This window comes from Rhodococcus sp. 077-4, assembly GCF_047782425.1.
In the GTDB taxonomy this organism is placed as follows: domain Bacteria; phylum Actinomycetota; class Actinomycetes; order Mycobacteriales; family Mycobacteriaceae; genus Rhodococcoides.
The window spans coordinates 682,471-704,206 of record NZ_JAJPWC010000002.1 but is presented as its reverse complement, the minus strand read 5'-3'; the positions used below and the strand labels follow the sequence as shown (position 1 = coordinate 704,206).

At 64.2% G+C, this 21,736-nt stretch carries 21 protein-coding genes and 1 tRNA gene; 13 read left to right on the top strand and 9 right to left on the bottom strand.

Annotated features, from left to right (window positions below):
- Nucleotides 1–68: 68 nt before the first annotated feature.
- Both ACNEOT_RS12520 and hisN read left to right on the top strand, forming a co-directional pair.
- Entirely contained in the window at nucleotides 69–560 is a 492-nt protein-coding gene (locus ACNEOT_RS12520) for a beta-class carbonic anhydrase (RefSeq protein WP_415974360.1), read from the top strand.
- A 43-nt stretch (nucleotides 561–603) separates the two neighbouring features.
- Nucleotides 604–1,395 carry a histidinol-phosphatase gene (gene hisN / locus ACNEOT_RS12515; protein WP_415974359.1) on the top strand — a complete coding sequence of 264 codons (792 nt, stop codon included), beginning with the start codon at nucleotides 604–606 and terminating at the stop codon, nucleotides 1,393–1,395.
- A gap of 12 nt (nucleotides 1,396–1,407) precedes the next feature.
- Here hisN and ACNEOT_RS12510 read toward each other — a convergent pair whose 3' ends face one another.
- Nucleotides 1,408–1,776: a DUF1304 domain-containing protein gene (locus ACNEOT_RS12510; protein WP_415974357.1), complete on the bottom strand. Its 369-nt coding sequence runs from the start codon at nucleotides 1,774–1,776 to the stop codon at nucleotides 1,408–1,410.
- Between the two features lie 143 nt (nucleotides 1,777–1,919).
- On the opposite strand from ACNEOT_RS12510, the gene ACNEOT_RS12505 reads away from it, so the two are divergent.
- The 4 genes from ACNEOT_RS12505 (at nucleotide 1,920) to ACNEOT_RS12490 (ending at nucleotide 6,439) form a co-directional block, all read left to right on the top strand.
- Nucleotides 1,920–3,329 carry an acyl-CoA dehydrogenase family protein gene (locus ACNEOT_RS12505; RefSeq protein WP_415975125.1) on the top strand — a complete coding sequence of 470 codons (1,410 nt, stop codon included), beginning with the start codon at nucleotides 1,920–1,922 and terminating at the stop codon, nucleotides 3,327–3,329.
- Between the two features lie 44 nt (nucleotides 3,330–3,373).
- The gene (locus ACNEOT_RS12500; protein WP_415974356.1) at nucleotides 3,374–4,597 is read left to right on the top strand and encodes an acyl-CoA dehydrogenase family protein; all 1,224 of its coding nucleotides are present in this window, start codon (nucleotides 3,374–3,376) and stop codon (nucleotides 4,595–4,597) included.
- A 185-nt stretch (nucleotides 4,598–4,782) separates the two neighbouring features.
- Complete coding sequence (locus ACNEOT_RS12495; RefSeq protein WP_415974355.1) at nucleotides 4,783–5,127, top strand: YciI family protein; 345 nt, start codon at nucleotides 4,783–4,785, stop codon at nucleotides 5,125–5,127.
- A 31-nt stretch (nucleotides 5,128–5,158) separates the two neighbouring features.
- Entirely contained in the window at nucleotides 5,159–6,439 is a 1,281-nt protein-coding gene (locus ACNEOT_RS12490; RefSeq protein ID WP_415974354.1) for an RNA polymerase sigma factor, read from the top strand.
- Here the strand turns inward: ACNEOT_RS12490 and ACNEOT_RS12485 are convergent.
- Nucleotides 6,412–6,957: a GNAT family N-acetyltransferase gene (locus tag ACNEOT_RS12485; protein WP_415974352.1), complete on the bottom strand. Its 546-nt coding sequence runs from the start codon at nucleotides 6,955–6,957 to the stop codon at nucleotides 6,412–6,414. The two genes, ACNEOT_RS12490 and ACNEOT_RS12485, sit on opposite strands and share 28 nt — an antisense overlap.
- A 67-nt stretch (nucleotides 6,958–7,024) precedes the next feature.
- On the opposite strand from ACNEOT_RS12485, the gene ACNEOT_RS12480 reads away from it, so the two are divergent.
- Nucleotides 7,025–7,222 carry a hypothetical protein gene (locus tag ACNEOT_RS12480; RefSeq protein ID WP_415974351.1) on the top strand — a complete coding sequence of 66 codons (198 nt, stop codon included), beginning with the start codon at nucleotides 7,025–7,027 and terminating at the stop codon, nucleotides 7,220–7,222.
- Nucleotides 7,223–7,229: 7 nt separating this feature from the next.
- Entirely contained in the window at nucleotides 7,230–7,841 is a 612-nt protein-coding gene (locus ACNEOT_RS12475) for a hypothetical protein (protein ID WP_415974350.1), read from the top strand.
- A 28-nt stretch (nucleotides 7,842–7,869) separates the two neighbouring features.
- On the opposite strand, the gene ACNEOT_RS12470 is transcribed toward ACNEOT_RS12475, so the two are convergent.
- Complete coding sequence (locus tag ACNEOT_RS12470) at nucleotides 7,870–8,385, bottom strand: putative immunity protein (RefSeq protein ID WP_415975123.1); 516 nt, start codon at nucleotides 8,383–8,385, stop codon at nucleotides 7,870–7,872.
- A gap of 112 nt (nucleotides 8,386–8,497) precedes the next feature.
- Nucleotides 8,498–8,574: transfer RNA gene (locus tag ACNEOT_RS12465), tRNA-Met, on the bottom strand.
- Between the two features lie 502 nt (nucleotides 8,575–9,076).
- On the opposite strand from ACNEOT_RS12465, the gene ACNEOT_RS12460 reads away from it, so the two are divergent.
- The gene (locus tag ACNEOT_RS12460) at nucleotides 9,077–9,649 is read left to right on the top strand and encodes a transglycosylase family protein (protein ID WP_415974348.1); all 573 of its coding nucleotides are present in this window, start codon (nucleotides 9,077–9,079) and stop codon (nucleotides 9,647–9,649) included.
- A gap of 109 nt (nucleotides 9,650–9,758) precedes the next feature.
- On the opposite strand, the gene ACNEOT_RS12455 is transcribed toward ACNEOT_RS12460, so the two are convergent.
- Nucleotides 9,759–12,734 (bottom strand): UPF0182 family protein, encoded by a 2,976-nt coding sequence (locus ACNEOT_RS12455; RefSeq protein WP_415974346.1) that lies wholly within the window; start codon nucleotides 12,732–12,734, stop codon nucleotides 9,759–9,761.
- Between the two features lie 291 nt (nucleotides 12,735–13,025).
- On the opposite strand from ACNEOT_RS12455, the gene ACNEOT_RS12450 reads away from it, so the two are divergent.
- Nucleotides 13,026–13,592 (top strand): PPA1309 family protein, encoded by a 567-nt coding sequence (locus ACNEOT_RS12450; protein WP_415975121.1) that lies wholly within the window; start codon nucleotides 13,026–13,028, stop codon nucleotides 13,590–13,592.
- Nucleotides 13,593–13,638: 46 nt separating this feature from the next.
- On the opposite strand, the gene ACNEOT_RS12445 is transcribed toward ACNEOT_RS12450, so the two are convergent.
- Nucleotides 13,639–14,664 (bottom strand): PDZ domain-containing protein, encoded by a 1,026-nt coding sequence (locus ACNEOT_RS12445; RefSeq protein WP_415975120.1) that lies wholly within the window; start codon nucleotides 14,662–14,664, stop codon nucleotides 13,639–13,641.
- A gap of 145 nt (nucleotides 14,665–14,809) precedes the next feature.
- On the opposite strand from ACNEOT_RS12445, the gene ACNEOT_RS12440 reads away from it, so the two are divergent.
- From ACNEOT_RS12440 to ACNEOT_RS12430, 3 genes are all read left to right on the top strand, one after another.
- The gene (locus ACNEOT_RS12440) at nucleotides 14,810–16,213 is read left to right on the top strand and encodes a zinc-dependent metalloprotease (RefSeq protein ID WP_415974345.1); all 1,404 of its coding nucleotides are present in this window, start codon (nucleotides 14,810–14,812) and stop codon (nucleotides 16,211–16,213) included.
- Nucleotides 16,214–16,336: 123 nt separating this feature from the next.
- Nucleotides 16,337–17,230, top strand: coding sequence for a hypothetical protein (locus tag ACNEOT_RS12435; protein ID WP_415974344.1), 894 nt, complete (start codon nucleotides 16,337–16,339; stop codon nucleotides 17,228–17,230).
- Between the two features lie 89 nt (nucleotides 17,231–17,319).
- Nucleotides 17,320–18,630, top strand: a complete 1,311-nt coding sequence (locus ACNEOT_RS12430) for an ABC1 kinase family protein (RefSeq protein WP_415974342.1) — start codon at nucleotides 17,320–17,322, stop codon at nucleotides 18,628–18,630.
- Nucleotides 18,631–18,664: 34 nt separating this feature from the next.
- Here ACNEOT_RS12430 and ACNEOT_RS12425 read toward each other — a convergent pair whose 3' ends face one another.
- From ACNEOT_RS12425 to ACNEOT_RS12415, 3 genes are all read right to left on the bottom strand, one after another.
- A complete protein-coding gene (locus ACNEOT_RS12425; protein ID WP_415975118.1) occupies nucleotides 18,665–18,925 on the bottom strand; it encodes a WhiB family transcriptional regulator in 261 nt (86 codons plus the stop codon).
- Nucleotides 18,926–19,138: 213 nt separating this feature from the next.
- Nucleotides 19,139–19,423 carry a hypothetical protein gene (locus ACNEOT_RS12420; RefSeq protein WP_415974340.1) on the bottom strand — a complete coding sequence of 95 codons (285 nt, stop codon included), beginning with the start codon at nucleotides 19,421–19,423 and terminating at the stop codon, nucleotides 19,139–19,141.
- 142 nt (nucleotides 19,424–19,565) lie between these two features.
- Nucleotides 19,566–21,680 carry an ATP-dependent DNA helicase UvrD2 gene (locus ACNEOT_RS12415; protein WP_415974339.1) on the bottom strand — a complete coding sequence of 705 codons (2,115 nt, stop codon included), beginning with the start codon at nucleotides 21,678–21,680 and terminating at the stop codon, nucleotides 19,566–19,568.
- Nucleotides 21,681–21,736: the final 56 nt, after the last annotated feature.

Genomic DNA, 21,736 nt, shown 5'->3' with positions numbered 1-21,736 from the left:
ACACGCCGACCGCGGGGCTGCAGGCAGGCGCCGTCCACCGCACTTCACTCAACCCACAGGAGTCTTCCGTGTCCGTCACCGACGAATACCTCGAGAACAACAAGGCGTACGCCGACCGGTTCGACGGCCCGCTGCCGCTACCGCCGTCGAAGCATGTCGCAGTGGTCGCGTGCATGGATGCCCGGCTGGACGTGTACCGGATTCTCGGATTGGCCGACGGGGAGGCTCACGTCATCCGCAACGCGGGCGGGGTGATCACCGACGACGAGATCAGGTCCCTCGCCATCAGCCAGCGCTTGCTCGGCACCAAGGAGATCATCCTGATCCATCACACCGACTGCGGCATGCTCACCTTCACCGACGACGAGTTCAAGAACGATCTTCAGGACAAGACCGGAATCAAGCCGAACTGGGCCGCAGAAGCGTTCGGAGACCTGGATCGCGATGTTCGCCAATCGCTGGCGCGCATCGAACAGAGCCCGTTCGTCACCGAGCACGAGTCGGCCCGTGGTTTCGTCTTCGACGTCGCCACCGGAAAGCTGAACGAAGTCGCCGCATAACGGCCTGCAGTTCCGTCGCCGTTCCCGGCGCTAGTCTTCTCCGGTGACCGACTACTCCGCCGATCTTCGCCTCGCCCTCCGACTTGCCGACGAGGCCGACGTCATCACCCGTCGACGATTTCTCGCCATGGATCTCTCGGTGGACTCCAAGCCGGATCTCACCCCGGTGTCCGACGCGGATCTGGCCGTCGAGACCATGATTCGAGCCGAACTCGGATCGGAGCGCCCCGCAGATGCGTTGCTGGGCGAGGAATTCGGCGGCACCGCTACCTACGGCGGCCGCCAATGGGTGGTCGATCCCATCGACGGCACCAAGAACTTCGTCCGCGGCGTCCCGGTGTGGGCGACGTTGATCGCCCTGCTCGAGGACGGCGTACCCCGCGTCGGCGTCGTGAGTGCGCCTGCGCTGAATAGACGCTGGTGGGCCTCGAGTGACCAGGGGGCATGGACGGCCACGGACGGAGGCGTCACACGCAGGATCTCGGTGTCGAGGGTCGACTCCCTCGCATCATCGAGCCTGAGTTTCTCGAGCCTCTCCGGCTGGGCCGACCTGGGCATCAGAGACAAATTCCTCGAACTGACCGACGCCGTGTGGCGGGTTCGCGGCTACGGCGACTTCTTCTCCTACTGCCTCGTGGCCGAGGGTGCCGTCGACGTCGCCGCCGAGCCCGAGGTCTCGTTGTGGGATCTGGCCGCACTGGACGTGCTCGTACGTGAGGCAGGCGGCGACTTCACCGCACTCGACGGCACTGCGGGCCCGCACGGCGGAAGCGCCGTGGCCACCAACGGGCTACTGCACCGTGAGGTACTCGGCCGTTTGACCCCCGACGCCTGAATAGGACAGACGTCAGAGGACTGCGGCGAGCACCAGTGCGATCAGCGGTGTGATGCCCTGGACGAACGCCGGCCGGAAGTATTTCGCACCACCGGTGGCGAGGACCAGCGCCGCGCCGACGATGCTCGCGCAGGCGAAGTAGACGATCGCGTCGCCCGCGGACCCGCCCACGATGAGGCCGACCACGATGCCGATGGCAAGAAACAGATTGTAGAAGCCCTGATTGAAGGCCATCGGCTTCGTTGTGTCGGCGTCGTTCTGGCTCGCGACACCGAACTTTGCCCACACGGCGGGTTTCGACCAGAGCACGCTTTCCATGACGAAGATGACGACGTGAAGGGCTGCGGCGAGGGCGGCGAAGATCTGAGCTGTGGGATGCACCGCAACAGCGTGCCATATCCCTCCTCGCCTGGCGCAATGTCCGGCGTCGTCGCTGCACATCGACGCGGAACTTACTCGACAGTAGACAGCTAACTTACTCGGGAGTAAGATCTATGTGGTCCGTGCCCGACGCCGAGGAACTGGTGATCATGAGCAAGCAAGACAGTGTGGTCGACGCGAAGGCCCCGAAGGTGCCCCGCGATACTTCTGCAGTTGGCCTCAACCCGTTCAAGAGAGATGCGATCGGAACCGCGATGCGCGTTCTGACCGCCATCACCGGATCGGAACTGGCGGAGAAGTACAACCTCCGCCAGACCATCGACCGGGTGACGTACGAGAGCACCAAGACCGGGTTCAAGACGCTCGGCGCGGCCAATCGCACGTTCGCCAAGGTCACCGGGGGTGGCAAGCCCAAGCGTCTCGACGACGGTGCCAGCAAGAACCTGAGTTACTTCGATCTGACGCCCGACGACGAACAGCGCATGATCGTCGAGACGGTCAAGGAGTTCGCCGAGGAGATTCTCCGCCCGGCCGCCTTCGAGGCAGACCACAACGCCTCCTCTCCCGAGGATCTGGTTCGTCGCTCTGCCGAGCTCGGTATCACGCTCATCAACGTTCCCGAGGAGCTCGACGGCGCAGCCACCGAGCGCGGTGCGGTGACCAACTCCCTCGTCGCCGAGGCGCTCGCTCACGGCGACATGGGCCTGGCATTGCCCATCCTCGCGCCCAGCGGTGTGGCTGTCGCCCTCACCCAGTGGGGAACCGACGCACAGCAGAAGACGTACCTTCCGGCATTCGTCGGCGAGAAGGTGCCGAACGCCGCAGTGGTGGTGAACGAGCCCCGCGCCCTGTTCGACCCGTACGCGTTGCAGACCAAGGCCGTCCGCTCCCCCAGCGGCTACAAGCTCAACGGCGTCAAGAGCCTCGTGCCCGCTGCCGGCAGCTCCGAGCTGTTCGTCATCGCCGCAGAACTCGAAGGCCGTCCGGCGTTCTTCATCGTCGAGTCCGACACCAAGGGCCTCGTCGTCGAAGCCGATCCGAGCATGGGCCTGCGCGCAGCCGGCCTCGGTCGCCTGATCCTGACCGACGTCGCGGTTCCCGAGTCGGCACTGCTCGGTGACGGTGACGCCGACCAGCGGGCCGCCGAGTACAGCGCCGCCATCGGTCTCGCGCGACTCGGCTGGGCATCGCTGGCCGTCGGTACCGGCCAGGCCGTGCTCGACTACGTCATTCCGTACGTCAACGATCGCGTCGCCTTCGGTGAGCCGATCAGCAACCGTCAGGCCGTGGCCTTCATGGTCGCGAACATCGCCATCGAACTCGACGGTATGCGTCTGGTCACGCTGCGCGGCGCTTCGCGGGCCGAACAGGGACTGTCGTTCGCTCGTGAGTCGGCGCTCGCTCGCCGACTCGCATCCGAGAAGGGCATGCAGATCGGTTCGGACGGCGTGCAGCTGCTCGGCGGACACGGTTTCACCAAGGAGCACCCGGTCGAGCGTTGGTACCGCGATCTGCGGTCCGTCGGCGTCGCCGAAGGCATCGTTCTCATCTAGCTCGCCGCCCCGAATTCCATGGCACTCACCCAAGGACATACACGATGATCAATCTTGAACTTCCCAAGAAGCTTCGGGCGCAGGCGAATCAGGCTCACCAGGTCGCTGCCGAGATCTTCCGCCCGATTTCCCGTAAGTACGACCTCGCCGAGCACGAGTACCCGGTGGAACTCGACACCATGGCGTCGATGGTCGAAGGCATGTCGGACGCCGGTGGCGAAATCGGCGGAGCCAAAGGTGGCCGCGAAAAAGACAGCGAGTCCGCGGCCAAGCCCAGTAAGACCGCAAACGCCAACGGCGGCAACATGTCCGCTCTGGTCAACGTCATCGAGACCTGCTGGGGCGACGTCGGCCTGACCCTGTCGATCCCCTACCAGGGGCTGGGCAATTCCGCCATCGCAGCGGTGTCCACCGACGAACAGCTCGAGCGCTTCGGCAAGGTATGGGCCTCGATGGCCATCACCGAGCCCAGCTTCGGCTCGGACTCCGCAGCCGTCACCACAACTGCAGTCCTGGACGGCGACGAGTGGGTACTCAACGGCGAGAAGATCTACGTCACCGCCGGTGAGCGCTCCACCCACATCGTCGTGTGGGCAACGGTGGACAAGTCACTCGGCCGCGCAGCCATCAAATCTTTCGTCGTCCCGCGTGACGCTCCGGGTCTCTCTGTCGCCCGCCTCGAGCACAAGCTGGGCATCAAGGCGTCGGACACCGCAGCACTGTTGCTCGAAGACTGCCGTATCCCGAAGGACAACCTGCTCGGCACCGCCGAGGTGAATGTCGAAAAGGGCTTCGCCGGCGTCATGCAGACCTTCGACAACACTCGCCCCCTGGTGGCAGGCATGGCCATCGGTGTGGCGCGTGCAGCACTCGAAGAGCTGCGGTCCATCCTGGTGGATGCCGGAGTCGAGATCTCCTACGAGACGCCCGCATACAACCAGCACGCAGCGGCCGCAGAGTTCTTGCGCCTCGAAGCGGACTGGGAGGCGGCACACCTGCTCACCCTGCGTGCGGCGTGGATGGCCGACAACAAAGAGCCCAACTCCCTCCAGGCCTCGATGTCCAAGGCAAAGGCGGGCCGCTCGGCGGTCGACATCACCCTCAAGGCTGTGGAACTGGCAGGCACGTACGGCTACTCCGAGCGCCCGCTGCTCGAGAAGTGGAGCCGCGACTCCAAGATTCTCGACATCTTCGAGGGAACACAGCAGATACAGCAGCTGATCGTTGCTCGTCGCGTACTCGGAAAGACGTCGGCAGAACTGAAGTGACACGCCCGGCTCGTGAGCGAGCCGAGCGGTGACCGAAAGCGGCACCGGACCTCGAGTCCGGTGCCGCTTTCGTGCGCTTCAGAGAAATTTCCATCGTCGGTGTCGATATCGTGGCTTCTCGAACGTCGTCATCGTGTACGGCGACTCGCGCCGCGACAACGAGGTACCGAACCCAGGAGCGCACCATGAAGTACATCCTCTTGATCAACGCCGACACCGCACCCGGAGCCGCGCCGGGCTGCAGCAGCGTGGAGGACTGGATGACCTTCGAGAAGGAGATGAAAGAGGCGGGCGTCCACGTCTCGGGTCATGCGATGGCCGACCTCACGACAGCCACAGCCGTGCGCGTCGACGTCGCCACCGGTGAGCGCACCGTCACCGACGGACCGTACGCCGAATCGCACGAGGTCCTCGGCGGCTACGACGTGATCGACGTGCCCGATCTCGACGCGGCGCTCGAATGGGCGGCCCGATGCCCGGGCTCCAAGGACGGCGGCACCGTGATCGTGCGACCCATTGCCGAGTTCTGACCGACGGAATTTCGACGCTCAGCTTTCTTCGGTGTGCGAGTCCGAGATCCATCGATCGCTCGAATCGGTCTTCCGGTCCGAGCGCTCGGTGCTGCTCGCCTCGCTGGTGCAGCGGTACCGCGACCTCGACCTTGCCGAGGAAGTGACCTCGGACGCCATCGAATCGGCGCTGCACCACTGGCCGATCGATGGCGTCCCGGCCAAGCCCGGTGCTTGGTTGCTCACCACCGCCCGCAGAAAAGCAGTCGACAGACTGCGACGCGACCGAACATTGGCCGCGAAAGTAGGTATGCTGCAGGCTGATTCGGATCGACGAGAATCGCACCCACCGAATTCGCTCGACGAGAATCTGCCCGATGACCGACTGCAGTTGTTCTTCACCTGCACGCATCCTGCACTTGCGGCGGGAGACCGACTCGCATTGACGCTTCGATGCCTGGCCGGTCTCACCACCGCAGAGGTTGCCCGAGCGCTCCTCATTCCTCCGGCCACGGCAGCGCAGCGAATAGTACGGGCCAAGAGAAAGATTCGCGTCGCGCGCATACCGTTCCGCCTTCCCGAACAGGACGAGTTGGCGAGCAGGGTGCCGATGGTGCTCGAGGTCGTTTATTCGATCTTCACCGAAGGCTATTCGGCGACGTCCGGTGAACTCGTCGGGCGTGTCGATCTCACCGCCGAAGCACTCGGCATGGGCCGACTCCTACACGCCGCGCTGCCGGCCGAACCCGAAGTGACCGGCCTGCTGGCACTGATGCTGCTCATCGACGCACGACGCAGCGCCCGGACCGGACCCGACGGCGAGATCGTACTGTTGGCCGATCAAGACCGTCGACTCTGGAATGCCGAGTTCATCGCCGAGGGTACCGAATTGGTGGTCGAGGCTCTCGGTGGCGGACGCAGCGGTCCTTACTCGGTGCAGGCAGCCATCGCCGCGCTGCACGACGAACCACACGACGCCCACAGCACGGACTGGCCACAGATCGTTGCACTGTACGACGTCCTCATGACGATCACTCCAGGCGCGATCGTCGCGCTGAACCGGGCGGTTGCGGTGGCGATGCGCGACGGTGCCGAATCAGGCCTCCGAGAGCTGGACGCGCTCGCCGACGAGACTTCGCTGCGCCGCTACCATCCCTACCCCATGGCGAGAGCCGATCTGTTGCAGCGGCTCGGCAGGTTCGACGAGGCGGCAGTCGACTACAGACGAGCGCTGGATTTCGCACGGACCGCCCCGGAGAAGAGACTCCTACAACGGCGACTGGCGGAGGTACACATCTGCATCGGTCAGGTCGAGAGAACCACATCCACCTGATCTGCCGTCAGCGAGCGGTCTGCGTAGACCAGGCGAACTGCCTCGGCGTCGGGATTGCCGACGTCTGGTCCACGGCTGATCAACTCCAGGCCCGCGCGTTCGGCCACCCGGGCCGACGCGACGTTGTGTTCGAGCAGGTAAGCCACAATCGGCAAGTCGGGCTCGGTTCGATGCGCGCGCTCGACTGCGGTCTCACACATCTCCGCGGCATACCCCTTGCTCTGTGCGTCGGGATGGAGGCGATAGCCGAGATTCCAGAACGCGTTCCGCCGCTTCGAGCACCCGCCGTAGCCACTGATCGTCCGGCTGCCGCGCTCACGAATGATCCACGTAGCCAATCCATCTCGCCGCCACTGCTCCGACCAACCCTGCAACATTCGTTCGGTCACGCTGGGATCGGTGTGCCGCAGGCTCGGAAAGTGAGTCCACGACTGCGGGTCGCTGCAGATGGCGTACAGCGCATCGAGATCGGTGTCGACCGGCTCGTCGAGATCGAGACGCGAGGTTCGTGTTTGCACACCGTGGATCCTAGGGGGACGAAGTCTGGTAGACCGGTGGTACACGATCGAGCGAAGGGTGACCGTCATGGCCGAGTGGATCAAGAAGTTGGAAGAGAACGCGAAAGGCCTGATCGCAGAGGCGGAGCAGGAACTGACCGCTCTCGAGGGCGCAGACACGGTCGACCTCACCGCCGACGGCTCCGACAGCTCCGACGACACCGAAGATCCCGCCGACTCTGCGGCAGTCACCAGTGACGATGCGCGCGAGCAGGTTTCGGACTGAGCACCCCATGAACGGTCGCCGTACATGGACCACGACGACACACGACTGGTCGGTGGACGTCGACCGAGACCATCTCGCGTACATCAGAGCGCGCCCCGGCGAATACGCACCCGGAGGGCTCCTACACCTCGTTCTCGAAGTGCTCGCGTACGCGGCGGACGAAGCCGAACATCAGGGCGGCGGTCAGGCGGTCATCACGCTCGGCTCGGATGGAACGATCGAGGTGTCCGATACCGGTCGCGGCACCGATACCAGACTCGACAACGGCGTCGCGGTCCGCAAACCTGTCGTCAGCACGAAAGATGTGCGCTTCTTCGACGAAGCACGACCCGTCCTGCTCGACGACGGATACGCCAGGCGCGGGATGTCCACGGTGGCAGCTCTGTCCGAAACCCTCGAACACACCAACCGGCGGATCGACGGTTCGTGGACCGGACGGTACGAGCACGGAATTCCCGTCACCGCGCTGATGTCGACGGCACCGACCGAGCACACCGGCACCACCATTCGGTTCGTGCCGGACGCTTCACTGGTCCCGGTGTCCGTGCTGACACCGACTGAGCTGACAGCGGTGATCGTCCCGCGTGCAGTGTTGACGGTGACAGTTACGGTGGAATAGCGCGACGACAGTGACCTCTATCGACGGGTCAATCGTCGAACACGGACCAGCAAATACCGCTTCTTTTCTGCTGGTCTTCCAGCACCAGTTCCCGGACGCTCTGCGGGAGCCGATCGCGCTGCCACTCGCGCTCTTCTCTCCCCGCGATTACCTCCCGGCCGGGATGCGCAGCGGCGCGGACCGCCTTGATGGCATATGCGGCCGCGCCGAGGTCGTGTTCGGCCACGTGAGCGACACACGCGGCCTGACCTGCTGCATATGCGGCGAAACGCTCAGCACCACGGAGAAGCCGCGCTGCACCCATGGCGTGGCCGCCCAGCGCACGAGTTGCCATCATCGCGCGTTCGCCACGCGCCCACGAGCGAGCGGCCTCGATTGCGTCGCGTGGCCGCGAATCGGAGGGTTCGGCCCTCTCGAAGAGAGCAAGGACATGCTCCGCGCACTCGGCCGCCCACAGCGCGAGGCTTCGATGATCGTCGTCGGACAGAAGCCCGCCGCGATGCACGGTGATAAGACGTGGGTCTCGGACTGCGGGGAGAATCACGCGGGCCGCCCCGGACTGCGGTACCGCGTACGACATCGGTTCGGGGGACCATCCATGATATTCATCAGAGCACAAAAAAGACCCAGGACCTAAGTCCTGGGTCTTTTTTCAGTGGTAGCGGGGACAGGATTTGAACCTGCGACCTCTGGGTTATGAGCCCAGCGAGCTACCGAGCTGCTCCACCCCGCGTTGCATCTACGAAGTTACTCCCGTGCATACAACCAATGCAAATCACATGACTTTCGCGTGCTCGAACACCGAAGAATCGGACGCACTGCATCGCATTACGCCTGCAGTTATCACGCTCGAGGGTCCCGAAAATAGTGCTCCGCATCTCATTTCTCGCGTGTTTCGAGTCACATAACGTTCGGATTACGAAGCAGAAACAATAGTGGCACGAGCCGGTCTGAGCTGCAGAAATACACCGCAATATCCCAACATATGGACGCCCCCCATCCCATTTCGGCTCCGTGACGGTGGGTGAATCCTCGACTACCTTCACGGACGGCCCTAAACCGCTGGGCCTGAACCACCCCGCCGCTTCTTTCGCTCTGCCCCGCGGGTGTGGTCCCCAATACGTACGGGGGCAGAGCCGCGACGATACGAAGTGCCTGGTCACTATCGCCTGATACATCGGCGACGTGATTGCAGGCCAGTCGCGCCAGTCGAGCGCGGAAAGGATTCACCCCGCATGACCATTGAAAACAATTTCGGTAAGCAGACCCGCCGCGCACTCGGATTGGCCGCCATCGCAGGTGCCGCCGTAGCAATCCCCCTCGGCGTCTCGGCCGGAACCGCCAACGCAGCCACGCACAACTGGGACGGCGTCGCACAGTGCGAGAGCGGTGGCAACTGGAGTATCAACACCGGAAACGGCTACTACGGTGGCCTGCAGTTCTCGCAGAGCACCTGGACGGCCAACGGCGGAACCGGTTCACCGGCCAACGCATCCAAGGCCGAGCAGATCCGCGTCGCGGAGAACACTTTGCAGAGCCAGGGACCGGGTGCATGGCCCGTGTGCGGTCAGCAGTTGACCACCGGCACCTCGACTCCCGAGCCCGAGGCTGCTCCCGCACCGGCTCCGGCACCTGCACCTGCCCAGGCGCCCGCTCCGGCCGTGGCACCCGAGGCAGCAGCGGCGACGCAGGCTGCACAGGGCGCATTCGACGCCGCATCCAAGCTCGCCGACCAGTACGGCCTGAGCACGCAGTTCCAGCACCTCGTTGCTGCCAACGCCCCGGTGCTCGCGCCCCTCGGCCGCTGATCACCCGGCAGTTCGTCGGAACTGCCACTGTCACGGCCAACGAAAGAGCCGCCTCACCATTGGTGAGGCGGCTCTTTCGTTTCGAGTCAGCAGGCCGTGGCCGAATCGATCAACTTCCTGCCCGGTTGTACGTATCCACGGCGGTCTGGAGGTCCTCCAGCGCGGTGCCGAGATCTGCAAGGTTTCCGCTTCGCTGCGCGTTACGAACGGCTTCCAGCGCAGAATTCAACCCGGTGACCGCCGCGTCCCTTGTCGTCGAACCACCGGTGGCCGGAGTCGGATTTGCCGGAGGCGTGGTCGTTGCCTCTTCGGTGCTGCCCGACGCCGGCTGCGGATTCTCCGCAGTTCCGCCCGGAGCGGTCGCGGCAGAACCGGTTCCCGGGCCGAATACCTGATCGAGTGCCTCGGACAGCCGGGCTGCGTAGCCGACGCGGACGCCACCTTCCGGTCCGGGTTCGCGGTAACTGACCAAAACCTTGGTCAACTGCGGGAATGTTGACGTCGACGCGTTCTTTCGCGACGTGTACAACGGCTCGACGTACAGGATTCCACCGTCAGCGATCGGAAGTGTCAGCAGATTGCCGTACTGAAGTTCGTTCGACTGTTCCAAGAGCGTTCGGTCCGATGCCACGCGCGAATCAGACGTCATGGAGTTCTGCGCTTGTTGCGGGCCTTGGGTCTGAGTCTGAGTGGGCAACTGCAGCACTGTGAACTTGCCGTAGTTGTCAGGATCGGACCTCACCGAGATATGGGCCGCCAGCAATTCACGGTTGAAGCCGACCATGGCACTGGTCAGCCGGAACGATGGCTCCCCGGTCACCGGATCGCCGACCAGCACGTAGTACGGAGGCTGATTCAGGTCACTTCCCGCGCCGCTGTTGCTGGTCGGGTCGCTCGGCACGGACCAGAACGCGTTGTTGGTGAAGAACTCGTTGGGGTTGTTCACGTGATACTTGGCCAGCATCTCCCGCTGCACCTTGAACAGGTCTTCCGGGTACCGAAAATGCGAACGAAGCTCGTCTGTGATCGCGGACTCCGGCTGAACCGACCCCGGGAACACACCCATCCACGCCTTCAGGACGGGATCATTGTCGTCGACCTGGTAGAGCGTGACCGTGCCGTCGTAGGCATCGACCGTTGCCTTGACCGAGTTCCGAATGTAAGACACTTCGTCTCGCGGGAGCGCGCGACCTGTGGTCGGCTCGTTGCTGTCGACTGTCAACCCACCCAGCGATGCCCGCTGAGCGTAGGGGTATGTCTCGAGCGAGGTGTATCCGTCGACGATCCATACGATCTTTCCGTCCACGACTGCCGGATACGAATCGGTATCGGTAGTCAGCCACGGCGCGACCTTCTGGACCCGGTCACGTGGATCGCGATCGAACAGGATCTTCGAGTTGTCTCCGATAGCGTCCGAGAACAAAATGTTGCGCTCACCGTACTTCGCCGCGAAGGCCAATCGGTTGAACCAATTGCCCACCGAGACTCCGCCGGACCCGTCGTACGTGAAATTGGACTCATCGGTGTCGTACTCGCGGGCACCGCTTCCTGCAGCACCAACGATCGCATAATCGGGATCTGCCTGGGCGATGACCTCGCCGTAGTAGACGCGTGGTTGGTCGACCGGGATTACTTGCTCGGTGCCCTGGGAAGCGATGTCGCTGACCGTGTAGATCGGGTAACCGCTGTTACTGGTGGCACCATCCGCGGTCGGGTCCTGCACCGCTGCGTTCACTCTGTTGGCGGGAGCCGCCACGAAGCCGTTGCCGTGCGTGTACACGGTGTGGCGGTTGATCCAATCGGTCTGGTTGCCGGTCAACGACTTCGGTGAGAGCTCACGCGCAGCGACGATATAATCCTGCAGCTGACCATCGATTTCGTATCGATCGATGTCGAGCGTATCGGGGAAGCCGAAGAAGTTCTTGAGCTGCTGCTGCTGCGTGAACGTTCGGGACAACACGTTCGGGTCGAGTAGCCGAGTATTCGCAATGGTGGTTCTGTCCGCTTCGCTCTCGCGCGGGTTCTGCGAGCTTTCACCCGAATAATCTTGATATTCGACGACGTCGTCACCGATGCCGTACGCATCACGAGTCGCCGCGATGTTTCGCTCGATGTAGGTACTTTCCTTGTCGGCCGCGTTGGGACGAACCGAGAACTGTTCCATCACCAGCGGCCAGACAGCACCGATGAGAACGGAGGACAGCACCAGCAGGGCGGTGGCCAAGGCCGGGATTCGCAGGTCGCGCAAGAAGATTGCCGCGAAGAACGCGATCGCGCAGATCAATGCGATTGCGAGCAGGATCAGTTTTGCCGGCAACACCGCGTTGATGTCGGTGAAGCTTGCACCGGTGAACGTGGGTTCCTTACGACTGCTCGACAGCAGTGTGTACCTGTCGAACCAGTACGCAACCGCCTTGAGCAGAACGAAGCTGCCTGCGATCACAGCGAGCTGGATCCGCGCCGCGCGGGTCAGTGCGCCCTCGCGTCCGGCGAGCCGGATACCGCCGAAGACGTACTGCGTCAGCAGGTTCGCGAAGAATGCGACCAAGATGGCTACGAACAGCCAGTTGAGGATGAACCGGTAGAACGGCAGATCGAATGTATAGAACCCGATGTCGAGACCGAACTGCGGATCGGTCTTGCCGAAATCTCCGCCGTGCAGGAACAGTTGCACGGTGACCCAATTCGTCTGGGCGATCATGCCGGACAGGAAGCCGAACACGACCGGAATGCCGATGCCGAACAACCGCAGCCGGCTCATCACCGTGGTGCGGTAGCGCGCGATCGGGTCGTTGGGGCCGGCGACCGGAACGAACACCGGACGATTGCGGTACGCCAAGAGCAGTGCCGCGAACACGATGAGTCCGACGATGAGGCCGACGACGAGGAAGATGACGAACCGCGTCAACAGAGTGGTGGTGTAGACGCCGCGGAAATCGACTTCACCGAACCACAGCCAGTTCGTGTACACGTCGATCAAACGGGGACCGATGAGTAGCAAACCTGCTGCCACCAAGGCCAATACGAGCAAGATCCGGCTTCGCCGCGACAAGGACGGCATACCGGTTGGGGGCCTCATGCCCACGAGCCACACTCCAACTTCAGGCGGCACCGAGAACGGCACCGCAGATGACTTGTGCGGCACACTCGATGTGCACCGCATGTCCGTTTCGCCCTACTGTACGTACGTTGATCCTACGGCTGCGACGCCCGTACTGCGTCCGCTGGCGGTCGCAGGTAAGGAGCGTCGACATCGAGAGAACCATCCGGATGCGAGGATAGTGCGGTGAGCAACGACAGCAACGCACTGCCCGGCCGAGACGAGTTCGGTGACGAGTTCGACCCCGAGTCGGGTGGACACGACGCGGCCGAGGCTCTGGCCCGGTGCGCGCGTGAAGTGGCGGACTTCGTCGACGCAGGCGGATGGCACCAGGCCCCGCAGATGTTTGCACTGGTACCCACCGCGGCGCTCGCCGCAGCCGAACCAGGCCTGCTCGACGATCTGGCAGACGGCGCTGCTCTGACTCCGATTCAACAACATTCGCTGCCCGAGGACATCACCGGCGGCTCCCCCGCTCTCGACGAGTTCCTGGCCACCTCGACGTGGCCCGACGGTGTCGTCGGATGCGCCCTCGTTCAGGAGATCGTGGTTCTTCCGCCGGCCGCCGAATCGACCCTCGACGAGGCGTTGATGCCGCTACTCGCCGACCCCGATGCCGCCGACGAGGCCGCACGCTCGGCCGCCGAGAACCATCCCGAGAAGCGCGACGCGCGGTTGATCGTTGCGGTACTCAAGGACGGCCCGTCCTTGACGCTGTTGCAGTTGCACCCGGACGAGGATGCAGATCCCTTCGCGCCCATCGATCTTCGCATCGCGGAGGATCTGGCACCCAACGTCGTGCACGGCCTCTACGCCACCTTCGACGTCGTCGAAGACGACTGACCGGACTGTCGAAGACGACAGACCGGACGATCCGCTAAGACCTACGTCAACTGCAGGACGGCGCGTCGCCGCCTGAGCCGATTGCCTGCAGAGAATCGATCGCGCTGCCCAGGGTTTGGACGCGCACCAACCTCAAGCCGTCGGGGACGTTCTGTTGCGCCTCACCGCAATTCGCGTCCGGTACCAGGAACGTGGTGGCTCCCGCTTCGCGGGCAGCGATCAGTTTGTACGGAATCCCGCCGATGGGGCCGACGGTACCGTCGGCGTCGATGGTGCCCGTCCCCGCGACGAACTCACCGTTGCTCAATTCACCGGGACTGAGCTTGTCCACGACGGCGAGGCTGAACATCAACCCGGCCGAGGGGCCACCGACGTCGGCGAGATTGAACTTCACCTCGAACGGCACACCGGGCCGCTCCTCGGGCGTGACACCGAGGTACCCCATGGAACCGTCGTCGGGTCGGGCACCGAGTACCACCGAACCCGTCTGCGCGGTGCCGTCTCGCACGAATTCGATGTCGACGGAATCGCCGGGCACCCGAGAGCTCACTGCCTCACGAACCGCCGAAGCGGTGGCTACGGCTGTGCCACCGACCGAGACGAGAGTGTCCCCCACCTTCAGCACGCCGGCAGCGGGCCCGTCATCGGCGACGCTCGCCACCGCAAGCGATACCGGCAGATCCAGATGATGCAGCGCGGCGAGTTCGGCGCTGGATTCCGATTCCTCGAAGTCCGCCTGATTGCCTTCCTGCACTTCTTCCTTCGACTTGTCCGGCGGATAGACCTCCTCGCGCGGAACGAGTCCCTGCCTACCGCTGGCCCAGAAGCCGAGCGCCTCGAACAGATTGAGCTGATCACGTACGGCCACGGTCGTCATGTTCAAGTGGCCCGCGGTCGGATCGACGTCGGTGCCATCGATCTCGACCACCGGTACCCCGTCGACGTCTCCGAGGGTGTTGTAGGTCGGACCAGGGCCGAGAGCGGCGAACGGAACGGTGACGACCGAGCCGGTGACGCCGAGCACCACCACGGGTACCAGCGCAGCGACGAGAGTGGCGATCCTTCGGTTCACTCCGTAGACACTAGATCCGAATACGGTCGGCTGCGCAGACGCCCCTGCCGAGCGCGTCCGCGCCGACTTCTCGCGGGCCGGAGTGTTCGCCGTCAGCGTGACGATCGACCACGCTCTCCGTTCACCGGGCTTGTACCGTTGAGACATGAGCAATTTTGGTTTCGGTGCCTCCGACGACGACCCGGACAAGAAGAAGGATCCGGACGGCTCGGGCAACCCTGCCGGTTTCGGCTTCGGCGGCGAGGGCTTCGACCCCGCACAACTGGGCCAGATGCTCACCCAGTTCGGCCAGATGCTCAGCGGCATGGGAGCTGCCGGTGCCGGCGGTGCCGGGTCGGGCCCGGTGAACTACGACCTGGCCAAGCAGTTGGCGCGCCAGCAGATGGGCGATTTCAGCCCGGTGTCGGCAGGCGAGCGAGAGGCCATCACCGACGCCGCCCATCTGGCCGAGCTGTGGCTGGACGGGTCGACGACGCTGCCTGCCGGTGCCACCAAGACCGTGGCGTGGACGCCGGTCGACTGGCTCGACAACACGATGGACACGTGGAAGCGCCTGTGCGACCCCGTCGCGGAGCAGATTTCGGGCATGTGGACGTCCGGCCTACCCGCCGAGGCTCAGCAGATGGCCGGCCCGATGATGGGCATGCTGACGCAAATGGGCGGGATGGCATTCGGCTCTCAGCTCGGCCAGGCACTGGGCCAGCTGTCCAAGGAGGTTCTGACGTCCACCGACATCGGCCTACCGCTCGGACCGTCGGGAACAGCGGCGCTACTGCCGTCGGCCATCGCGTCGTTCAGTGAAGGACTCGAGCAGCCCGAGCGTGAGGTACTGGTGTTCCTCGCGGCACGGGAAGCCGCCCACCAGCGGCTCTACAGCCATATTCCGTGGTTGCGGCAGCGGGTGCTGGCCACGGTCGAGGAGTATGCGCGCGGAATCCGAATGGACTTCTCCGCTATCGAAGAAGCCGCCGCCGGCCTGGACCCGTCCGCGCTGACCGATCCGTCGAAGATCGAGGCGATCCTGCAGCAGGGAGCCTTCGAACCACAGACGACGCCGGAGCAGAAGCACGCACTCGAACGTCTGGAGACACTGCTGGCCCTGGTCGAAGGATGGGTCGAGACGGTGGTCGCCGCAGCCCTCGGCGACCGTTTGCCCGGGGCAGTCGCGCTCGGCGAGACCATTCGTCGCCGCCGAGCGTCCGGTGGTCCTGCCGAACAGACCTTCGCAACGCTGGTCGGCCTCGAACTCCGACCGCGTAAGGTCCGCGAGGCGGCCGATCTGTGGCGACAGCTCCTCGCAGCAGCCGACATCGAGGGACGTGACGGTGTGTGGGCGCACCCCGATCTGCTGCCCGATTCGTCGGACCTGGACAACCCGGCCGCATTCATCGACCGGGTCGTCGGCGGTGGAACGTCCAACTTCGACGATCCGATCGCTCAGCTGGAAGCGATGGAGGCCAAAGAGCGTGCCGAGGCCGCTGAACAGGCCGCGAAGAACGACGACGAGGGCACCGACGGCGACCCCGAGAAGGGTCCATCCACAACCTGACCCGGCCTGTTTCGCACCACTTCCATCGAACTCGTAGAACGCCTGCTCGGAGGCACTTCCACCCTGTGGATAACCTGCTCCGAGCGGGCGTTCTTCGCTGTTGTCGCTGTCAGAGTGTGTTTCATGATCACACCGACCGTTCGACTCGATCCTGCGGTGGCCATTCTGCCGCGTCGAGACGGCACCGTGCAGCTGGGCTGGAACCCCGAGTCCAGCGTCGTCGTCACTCCACCTCCCGGTGCCGAGCCGGGTTCGATGCTCGAGATATTGCGCCTCCTCGCCGCAGGCAATTCCAGGCCTCACATCGTTTGTCACGCAATGACATTGGGGTTGTCTGCCAATAGAACATCGGCGATGCTCGGCGAGTTGGAGGAATCCGGCCTGTTGATACACGGCACGAGCGAGCCGGTGACGCCCGATGCCTCGCGTAGGGTCTCGCCGGCCGGACCGGCGGCTGTCGAGACCGTCCACCTGGTGGGTCGGGGTCCGATCTCGGATGCGTTGGCCTCGGGTTTGAGTCGGACCGGTGTCACGGTGAGCCGGACGAGCCTGACGCCGACGCGCTACCCGCATTCGGCGGTGAAGGCGTGGAAATACGACGTCGTGGTGCTCGCCGACGACCTCGTCGCCGAGCCTCGGCTGGTGACCGATCTGGTGCGCTTGCGCACCCCGCATCTGCAGGTGCGGTTACGAGACGGGAAGGGCATCGTCGGCCCTTTCGTGGTGCCCGGTCGGACGAGTTGCCTGCGGTGCGCCGATCTGACGCGCTGCGACTTCGAACCCGAGTGGCCGCACCTGTCCGCCCAGCTGCTCGGCACGGTCGGTCAGGCCAGCAGCGCCACAGTGTTGGCCACGGCCGCGTTCGCGTTCGCTCAGTTGGAGAACCTCATCGGCCGTTCCGACGCCGGGCTGCCCGAAACCGCCGATTGCACCATGGAGCTGGACTTTGCAACGACCGGAACCACCGTGCACAAACGACTGTGGGCCAAGCATCCCCACTGCGACTGCTGGCACTGACGAACGCGCCGCAGCGGGTTCACCTCGACCGACAGCGCCGAGATGGGGCGGTCCGAGCAATTGTCGGAAGGTTCAGCCATGATGGAGCTGTGTCTGACATACCGCGCCGTGGATCGACTCGTACTGCAAAACTGGCCAGCATTCCCCTCGGAATGGCGGGTCGTGCTGCCGTCGGGTTCGGCAAGAAGCTTGCCGGCGGCAATCGCGACGAAATCGATGCCGATATTGCCGCGAAAGCAGCAGAGCAGCTCTTCTCTGTACTCGGGGAGCTCAAGGGCGGTGCCATGAAGCTCGGGCAGATGCTCTCGGTGATGGAAGCTGCCGTCCCCGAGGAGTATTCCGAGCCCTACCGCGAAGCACTGACCAAGCTCCAGGCCCAGGGTCCACCCATGCCTGCGAAGACGGTACATCGAGTGCTGGACCAGCAACTCGGAACTGCCTGGCGATCGCGTTTTCTCGATTTCGACGACACTGCTATCGCCTCGGCCAGCATCGGCCAGGTGCACCGCGCCACGTGGTCGGACGGCCGGGATGTCGCGGTCAAGATTCAATACCCCGGCGCGGACGATGCGTTGCGCTCCGACCTCAAGACTCTGTCGCGTTTCGCGAACCTGTTCAGCACCGTGCTAGCGGGCACGGACGTCAAGCCGGTGCTCGAAGAATTGACAGCCCGCACCGAGGACGAGCTCGACTATCGGATCGAGGCGGCAAATCAGCGGGTGTTCAGCAAGGAATTCGCGGGCGATCCGCAATTCGCCATACCCAAGATCGTCGCGAGTGCGCCCAAAGTCGTTGTCAGTGAATGGATGACGGGTCGCCCGCTGGCCGATGTCATTGCTCACGGAACCGCCGAGGAACGCAACCGGGCGGGCGAACTATTGGCTCTGTTCGCGTTCGCGTCTCCCGCTCGCGCGAAATTGCTGCACGCCGACCCGCATCCGGGCAATTTCATGATGCTCGACGACGGACGCATGGGTGTCATCGATTTCGGTGCCTGCGCGCCGATGCCCGATGGTCTGCCACCCGTCCTGGGTCGGATGGTCTCGCTCGCACGCGACGAGAAATTCGACGAACTCGTCGAACTGTGCACCGAGAGCGGGTTCGTGGTGCCGGGGCGCACCGTTACGGAGAAGGAAATCGAAGACTACCTTCGACCCTTCACCGACCCGATTCACACCGAGTCGTTCCACTTCACTCGTGCTTGGCTGCAAAAGGCCGCAGGAACGGCGGCAGACTTCAACAGCGCGCAGTTCCGAACGGTTCGAGCGCTGAACATGCCTGCCGAGTACGTCATGATTTTCCGAGTACTCGGCGGGCTGGTCGGGATCTGCGCGCAGCTGGATGCATACGCGCCGTACATGGCGATCTTGACGGAATGGTTGCCCGGCTTCACCGAGTGAGTCACTCGGTGAAGCCGGACATCGGGGGCGAGCTTCATGCTGCGTTCTTCCGCGGTCGTCCACGGGGACGCTTGCGGGCAATGACGACACCCTGCTCCAAGATCTCACCGCCCCATACGCCCCACGGCTCGGCGCGGTCCAACGCTGCACTCAGGCAGGTTCGCCGGATGGGGCATTCGGCACACAACGCCTTGGCCTGCTCGAGCTCGGCGGGTGTGTCGGCGAACCACATGTCGGGGTTCGCCGCGCGGCAGGGCACCGACAGCTGCAGCTCGACCGAATCGGTCGAAACCAGTGCAGCGTAGGCACTCTCGGTCTCTGGTCGGCATGTCGTCCGGATCGTGGCGGTTGACACGTCGGTCTCCTCTACTTTTCGTGCGGCGTCGTTATCGGTTCGAGGGGTAATGCGAACCTGTCGGCCTCACGCCCGGGTAGAGGTACTACCTGAACGAGAAAGGCCACGGTCCGCGAGTGCGGGTCCGTGGCCTGGTGGGGCTTGTCGAAGCTACTACCGACAGTGAAGTCGGTGTCTGCTGTCGAGCACGGACGCGCCTGGTGCGCGGTGACGTCGGGCTGCCAGAGCAACGGCATTCGCTCCTGGTGCCACGGCAACGTGGGCCGAATTCGACCCGGAGGCCGCGAGAGCGGACTCGAACATGGGGCCGAAGGCGGAGGAACGAATCCACGTCTGCGCGAACAAGCCTGCGGCTGCGGGGGCAGCGGCAGGTGTACCGAGGACAGGGCTGAGCGAGACGGTTGCATATGCAACTGCGACGTTTGATGTGTCGATCATTTCTTCAGCTCCTGTTCTGGTCTCGAAGGCGGACTGGGTTGTGCGCGGTCTCCCGTGGCACGTGAAACAGACTAAGCCCCCCGCCGATATCTGCACAAGTTATTTTTGACCTGCAGTTTTACGAAATTTCTCGAGCTCCCGATCACCGGTCCGAGGCCCGCACCACGGTGAGGACTTCGTCGCCGAATCGCTCCAGCTTCTTGGCACCGATTCCGGGTATCGCCACCAGGCCTCGCTCGTCCTGCGGTTGCTGCTCCGCGATGGCCGTCAGCGTGTTGTCGCTGAAGACCACATACGCAGGAACTTTCAGTTCGCGGGACTTGTCCAGCCGCCACGATTTCAGCGCGTCGAGCAGGGCTATATCGACATTCGACGGACAGGTGTCACATCGTCCGAGCATGGTTGCGGACGTGCCGATCAACGGCTTGCCGCACAACCTGCACTTCGGACCGGACTTCTTGGTGGCGGGAGCAGCGATCCGCGAAGCGGGCGAGTCCTCGGGCACGAGACCGTTGAGAAAACGCGACCGGCGACGCGACTTCCGACCGCCTTCGTTGCGAGCGAGCGCCCAGGACAGGTGCAGGTGCACCCTGGCGCGCGTGACGCCGACGTAGAGCAACCTTCGTTCCTCTTCGATCGCGGCCTCGTTGTTGGCATTGGGGTCGTTGCCGATCGCGTGCGAGATCGGCAGAGTTCCGTCAGCGAGACCGACGATGAACACCGCATCCCACTCGAGCCCCTTCGCCGCATGCAGAGACGCGAGCGTGACGCCCTGCACGGTCGGTGGATGCCGCGCCTCGGCACGCGCAGCGAGCTCCCCCAGCAACTTCTCCAGGGACAGGTCGGGATCGTGCACCAGAAGTTCTTCGGTGAGTTGCACCAGGCCGCCCAGCGACGCCCACTTCTCACGGGCCTGCGCGCCGGTCGGCTCGGTGGCGGTCAGGCCGAGCGGAGCCAGCACTGCACGCACCAGAGCCGTCAGTCCGTCACCCGATTGGGCACCGTCGGGTAAATCGTCGCGACCGGCTGCCTGCCGCAACGCGTTGACGCCCTGCCGCACCTCGGGCCTGGTGAAAAATCCTTCACCGCCACGTACCTGATACGGAATCTTCAACTCGGTCAACGCCTGCTCGTGCGCCTCGGACTGGGCGTTGATGCGGTACAGAATCGCGATCTCGGCCGGCTCGACGCCCTTCGAGATCAATCTCTTGATCGCGCGCGCGACCCCGTCGGCCTCGGCGGGCTCGTCGTCGTACTCGAAGAACTCCGGTTCGGGTCCGGGCTCCCGTTGTCCGATCAGTTGCAGTCGGGTGCCGGCGATGCGCCCCCGAGCCGCTCCGATGACCCGGTTCGCAAGCGAGACCACCTCCGGCGTCGATCGGTAGTCGCGTTCGAGCCGGACCACGGTTGCCTCGGGGTACTTCCGAGAGAAGTCGAGCAGATACCGCGGCGACGCACCGGTGAAGGAATAGATGGTCTGGTTCGCGTCGCCGACCACGGTGAGATCGTCTCGCTCACCCACCCAGGCGTCGAGCACCCGCTGTTGCAGCGGCGTCACATCCTGATACTCGTCGACGACGAAGCAGCGGTAGCGCTCTCGGAATTCGTCGGCCACGGACGAATGCTCTTCGAGCGCGGCCGCCGTGTGCAACAGAAGGTCGTCGAAATCGAGCAACATACCGTCACCGCCGCGCGACTTGAGCTCCTCGTAGCCTGCGTACACGGCGGCGACCTTGGTTGCGTCCATGGGAACATCGCGACGATTGCTCGCCGCGATGCGCGGATAGTCCTCGGGTGCGATCAACGATCCCTTGGCCCACTCGATTTCACCCGCGAGATCTCGAATCGCGTCCGTCGACGTCGACACTCCAGCCCGGTTCGCCGCCTGGGAGACGACGGTGAACTTGCGATCGAGAAGCTGCCACCCGGTGTCGCCGACCACCTGCGGCCAGAAGTACTTCAGCTGGCGCATGGCTGCAGCGTGGAACGTGCGAGCCTGCACCGGAGGGCCGTCCCCGCCGACGCCGAGCTCTCGCAGGCGGCCGCGCATCTCACCGGCTGCACGCGCAGTGAACGTCACCGCCAGCACCTGCCCGGAGGACACGTGGCCGGCCGAGACGAGATGTGCGATGCGTCGGGTGATCGTACGAGTCTTGCCCGTGCCCGCTCCCGCCAGAACACAGACCGGACCACGCGGAGCCAGTACCGCCGCGGATTGCTCCGGATCGAGTCCGGCGGTCATCGCGTCGTCAGCCATGGGGTCCATTGTGTCAGTGCGTACCGACAGTTCCACCCGGGCCCGAACCGGGCACA

Excerpts from the sequence above, each read along its gene's own strand:
- ACNEOT_RS12435 (WP_415974344.1), top strand. The coding sequence starts at position 16,337 with ATGATCACACCGACCGTTCGACTCGATCCTGCGGTGGCCATTCTGCCG.
- ACNEOT_RS12480 (WP_415974351.1), top strand. The coding sequence starts at position 7,025 with ATGGCCGAGTGGATCAAGAAGTTGGAAGAGAACGCGAAAGGCCTGATC.
- ACNEOT_RS12420 (WP_415974340.1), bottom strand. The coding sequence starts at position 19,423 with ATGATCGACACATCAAACGTCGCAGTTGCATATGCAACCGTCTCGCTC.
- ACNEOT_RS12495 (WP_415974355.1), top strand. The coding sequence starts at position 4,783 with ATGAAGTACATCCTCTTGATCAACGCCGACACCGCACCCGGAGCCGCG.
- ACNEOT_RS12415 (WP_415974339.1), bottom strand. The coding sequence starts at position 21,680 with ATGGCTGACGACGCGATGACCGCCGGACTCGATCCGGAGCAATCCGCG.
- ACNEOT_RS12460 (WP_415974348.1), top strand. The coding sequence starts at position 9,077 with ATGACCATTGAAAACAATTTCGGTAAGCAGACCCGCCGCGCACTCGGA.
- ACNEOT_RS12440 (WP_415974345.1), top strand. The coding sequence starts at position 14,810 with ATGAGCAATTTTGGTTTCGGTGCCTCCGACGACGACCCGGACAAGAAG.
- ACNEOT_RS12475 (WP_415974350.1), top strand. The coding sequence starts at position 7,230 with ATGAACGGTCGCCGTACATGGACCACGACGACACACGACTGGTCGGTG.
- ACNEOT_RS12500 (WP_415974356.1), top strand. The coding sequence starts at position 3,374 with ATGATCAATCTTGAACTTCCCAAGAAGCTTCGGGCGCAGGCGAATCAG.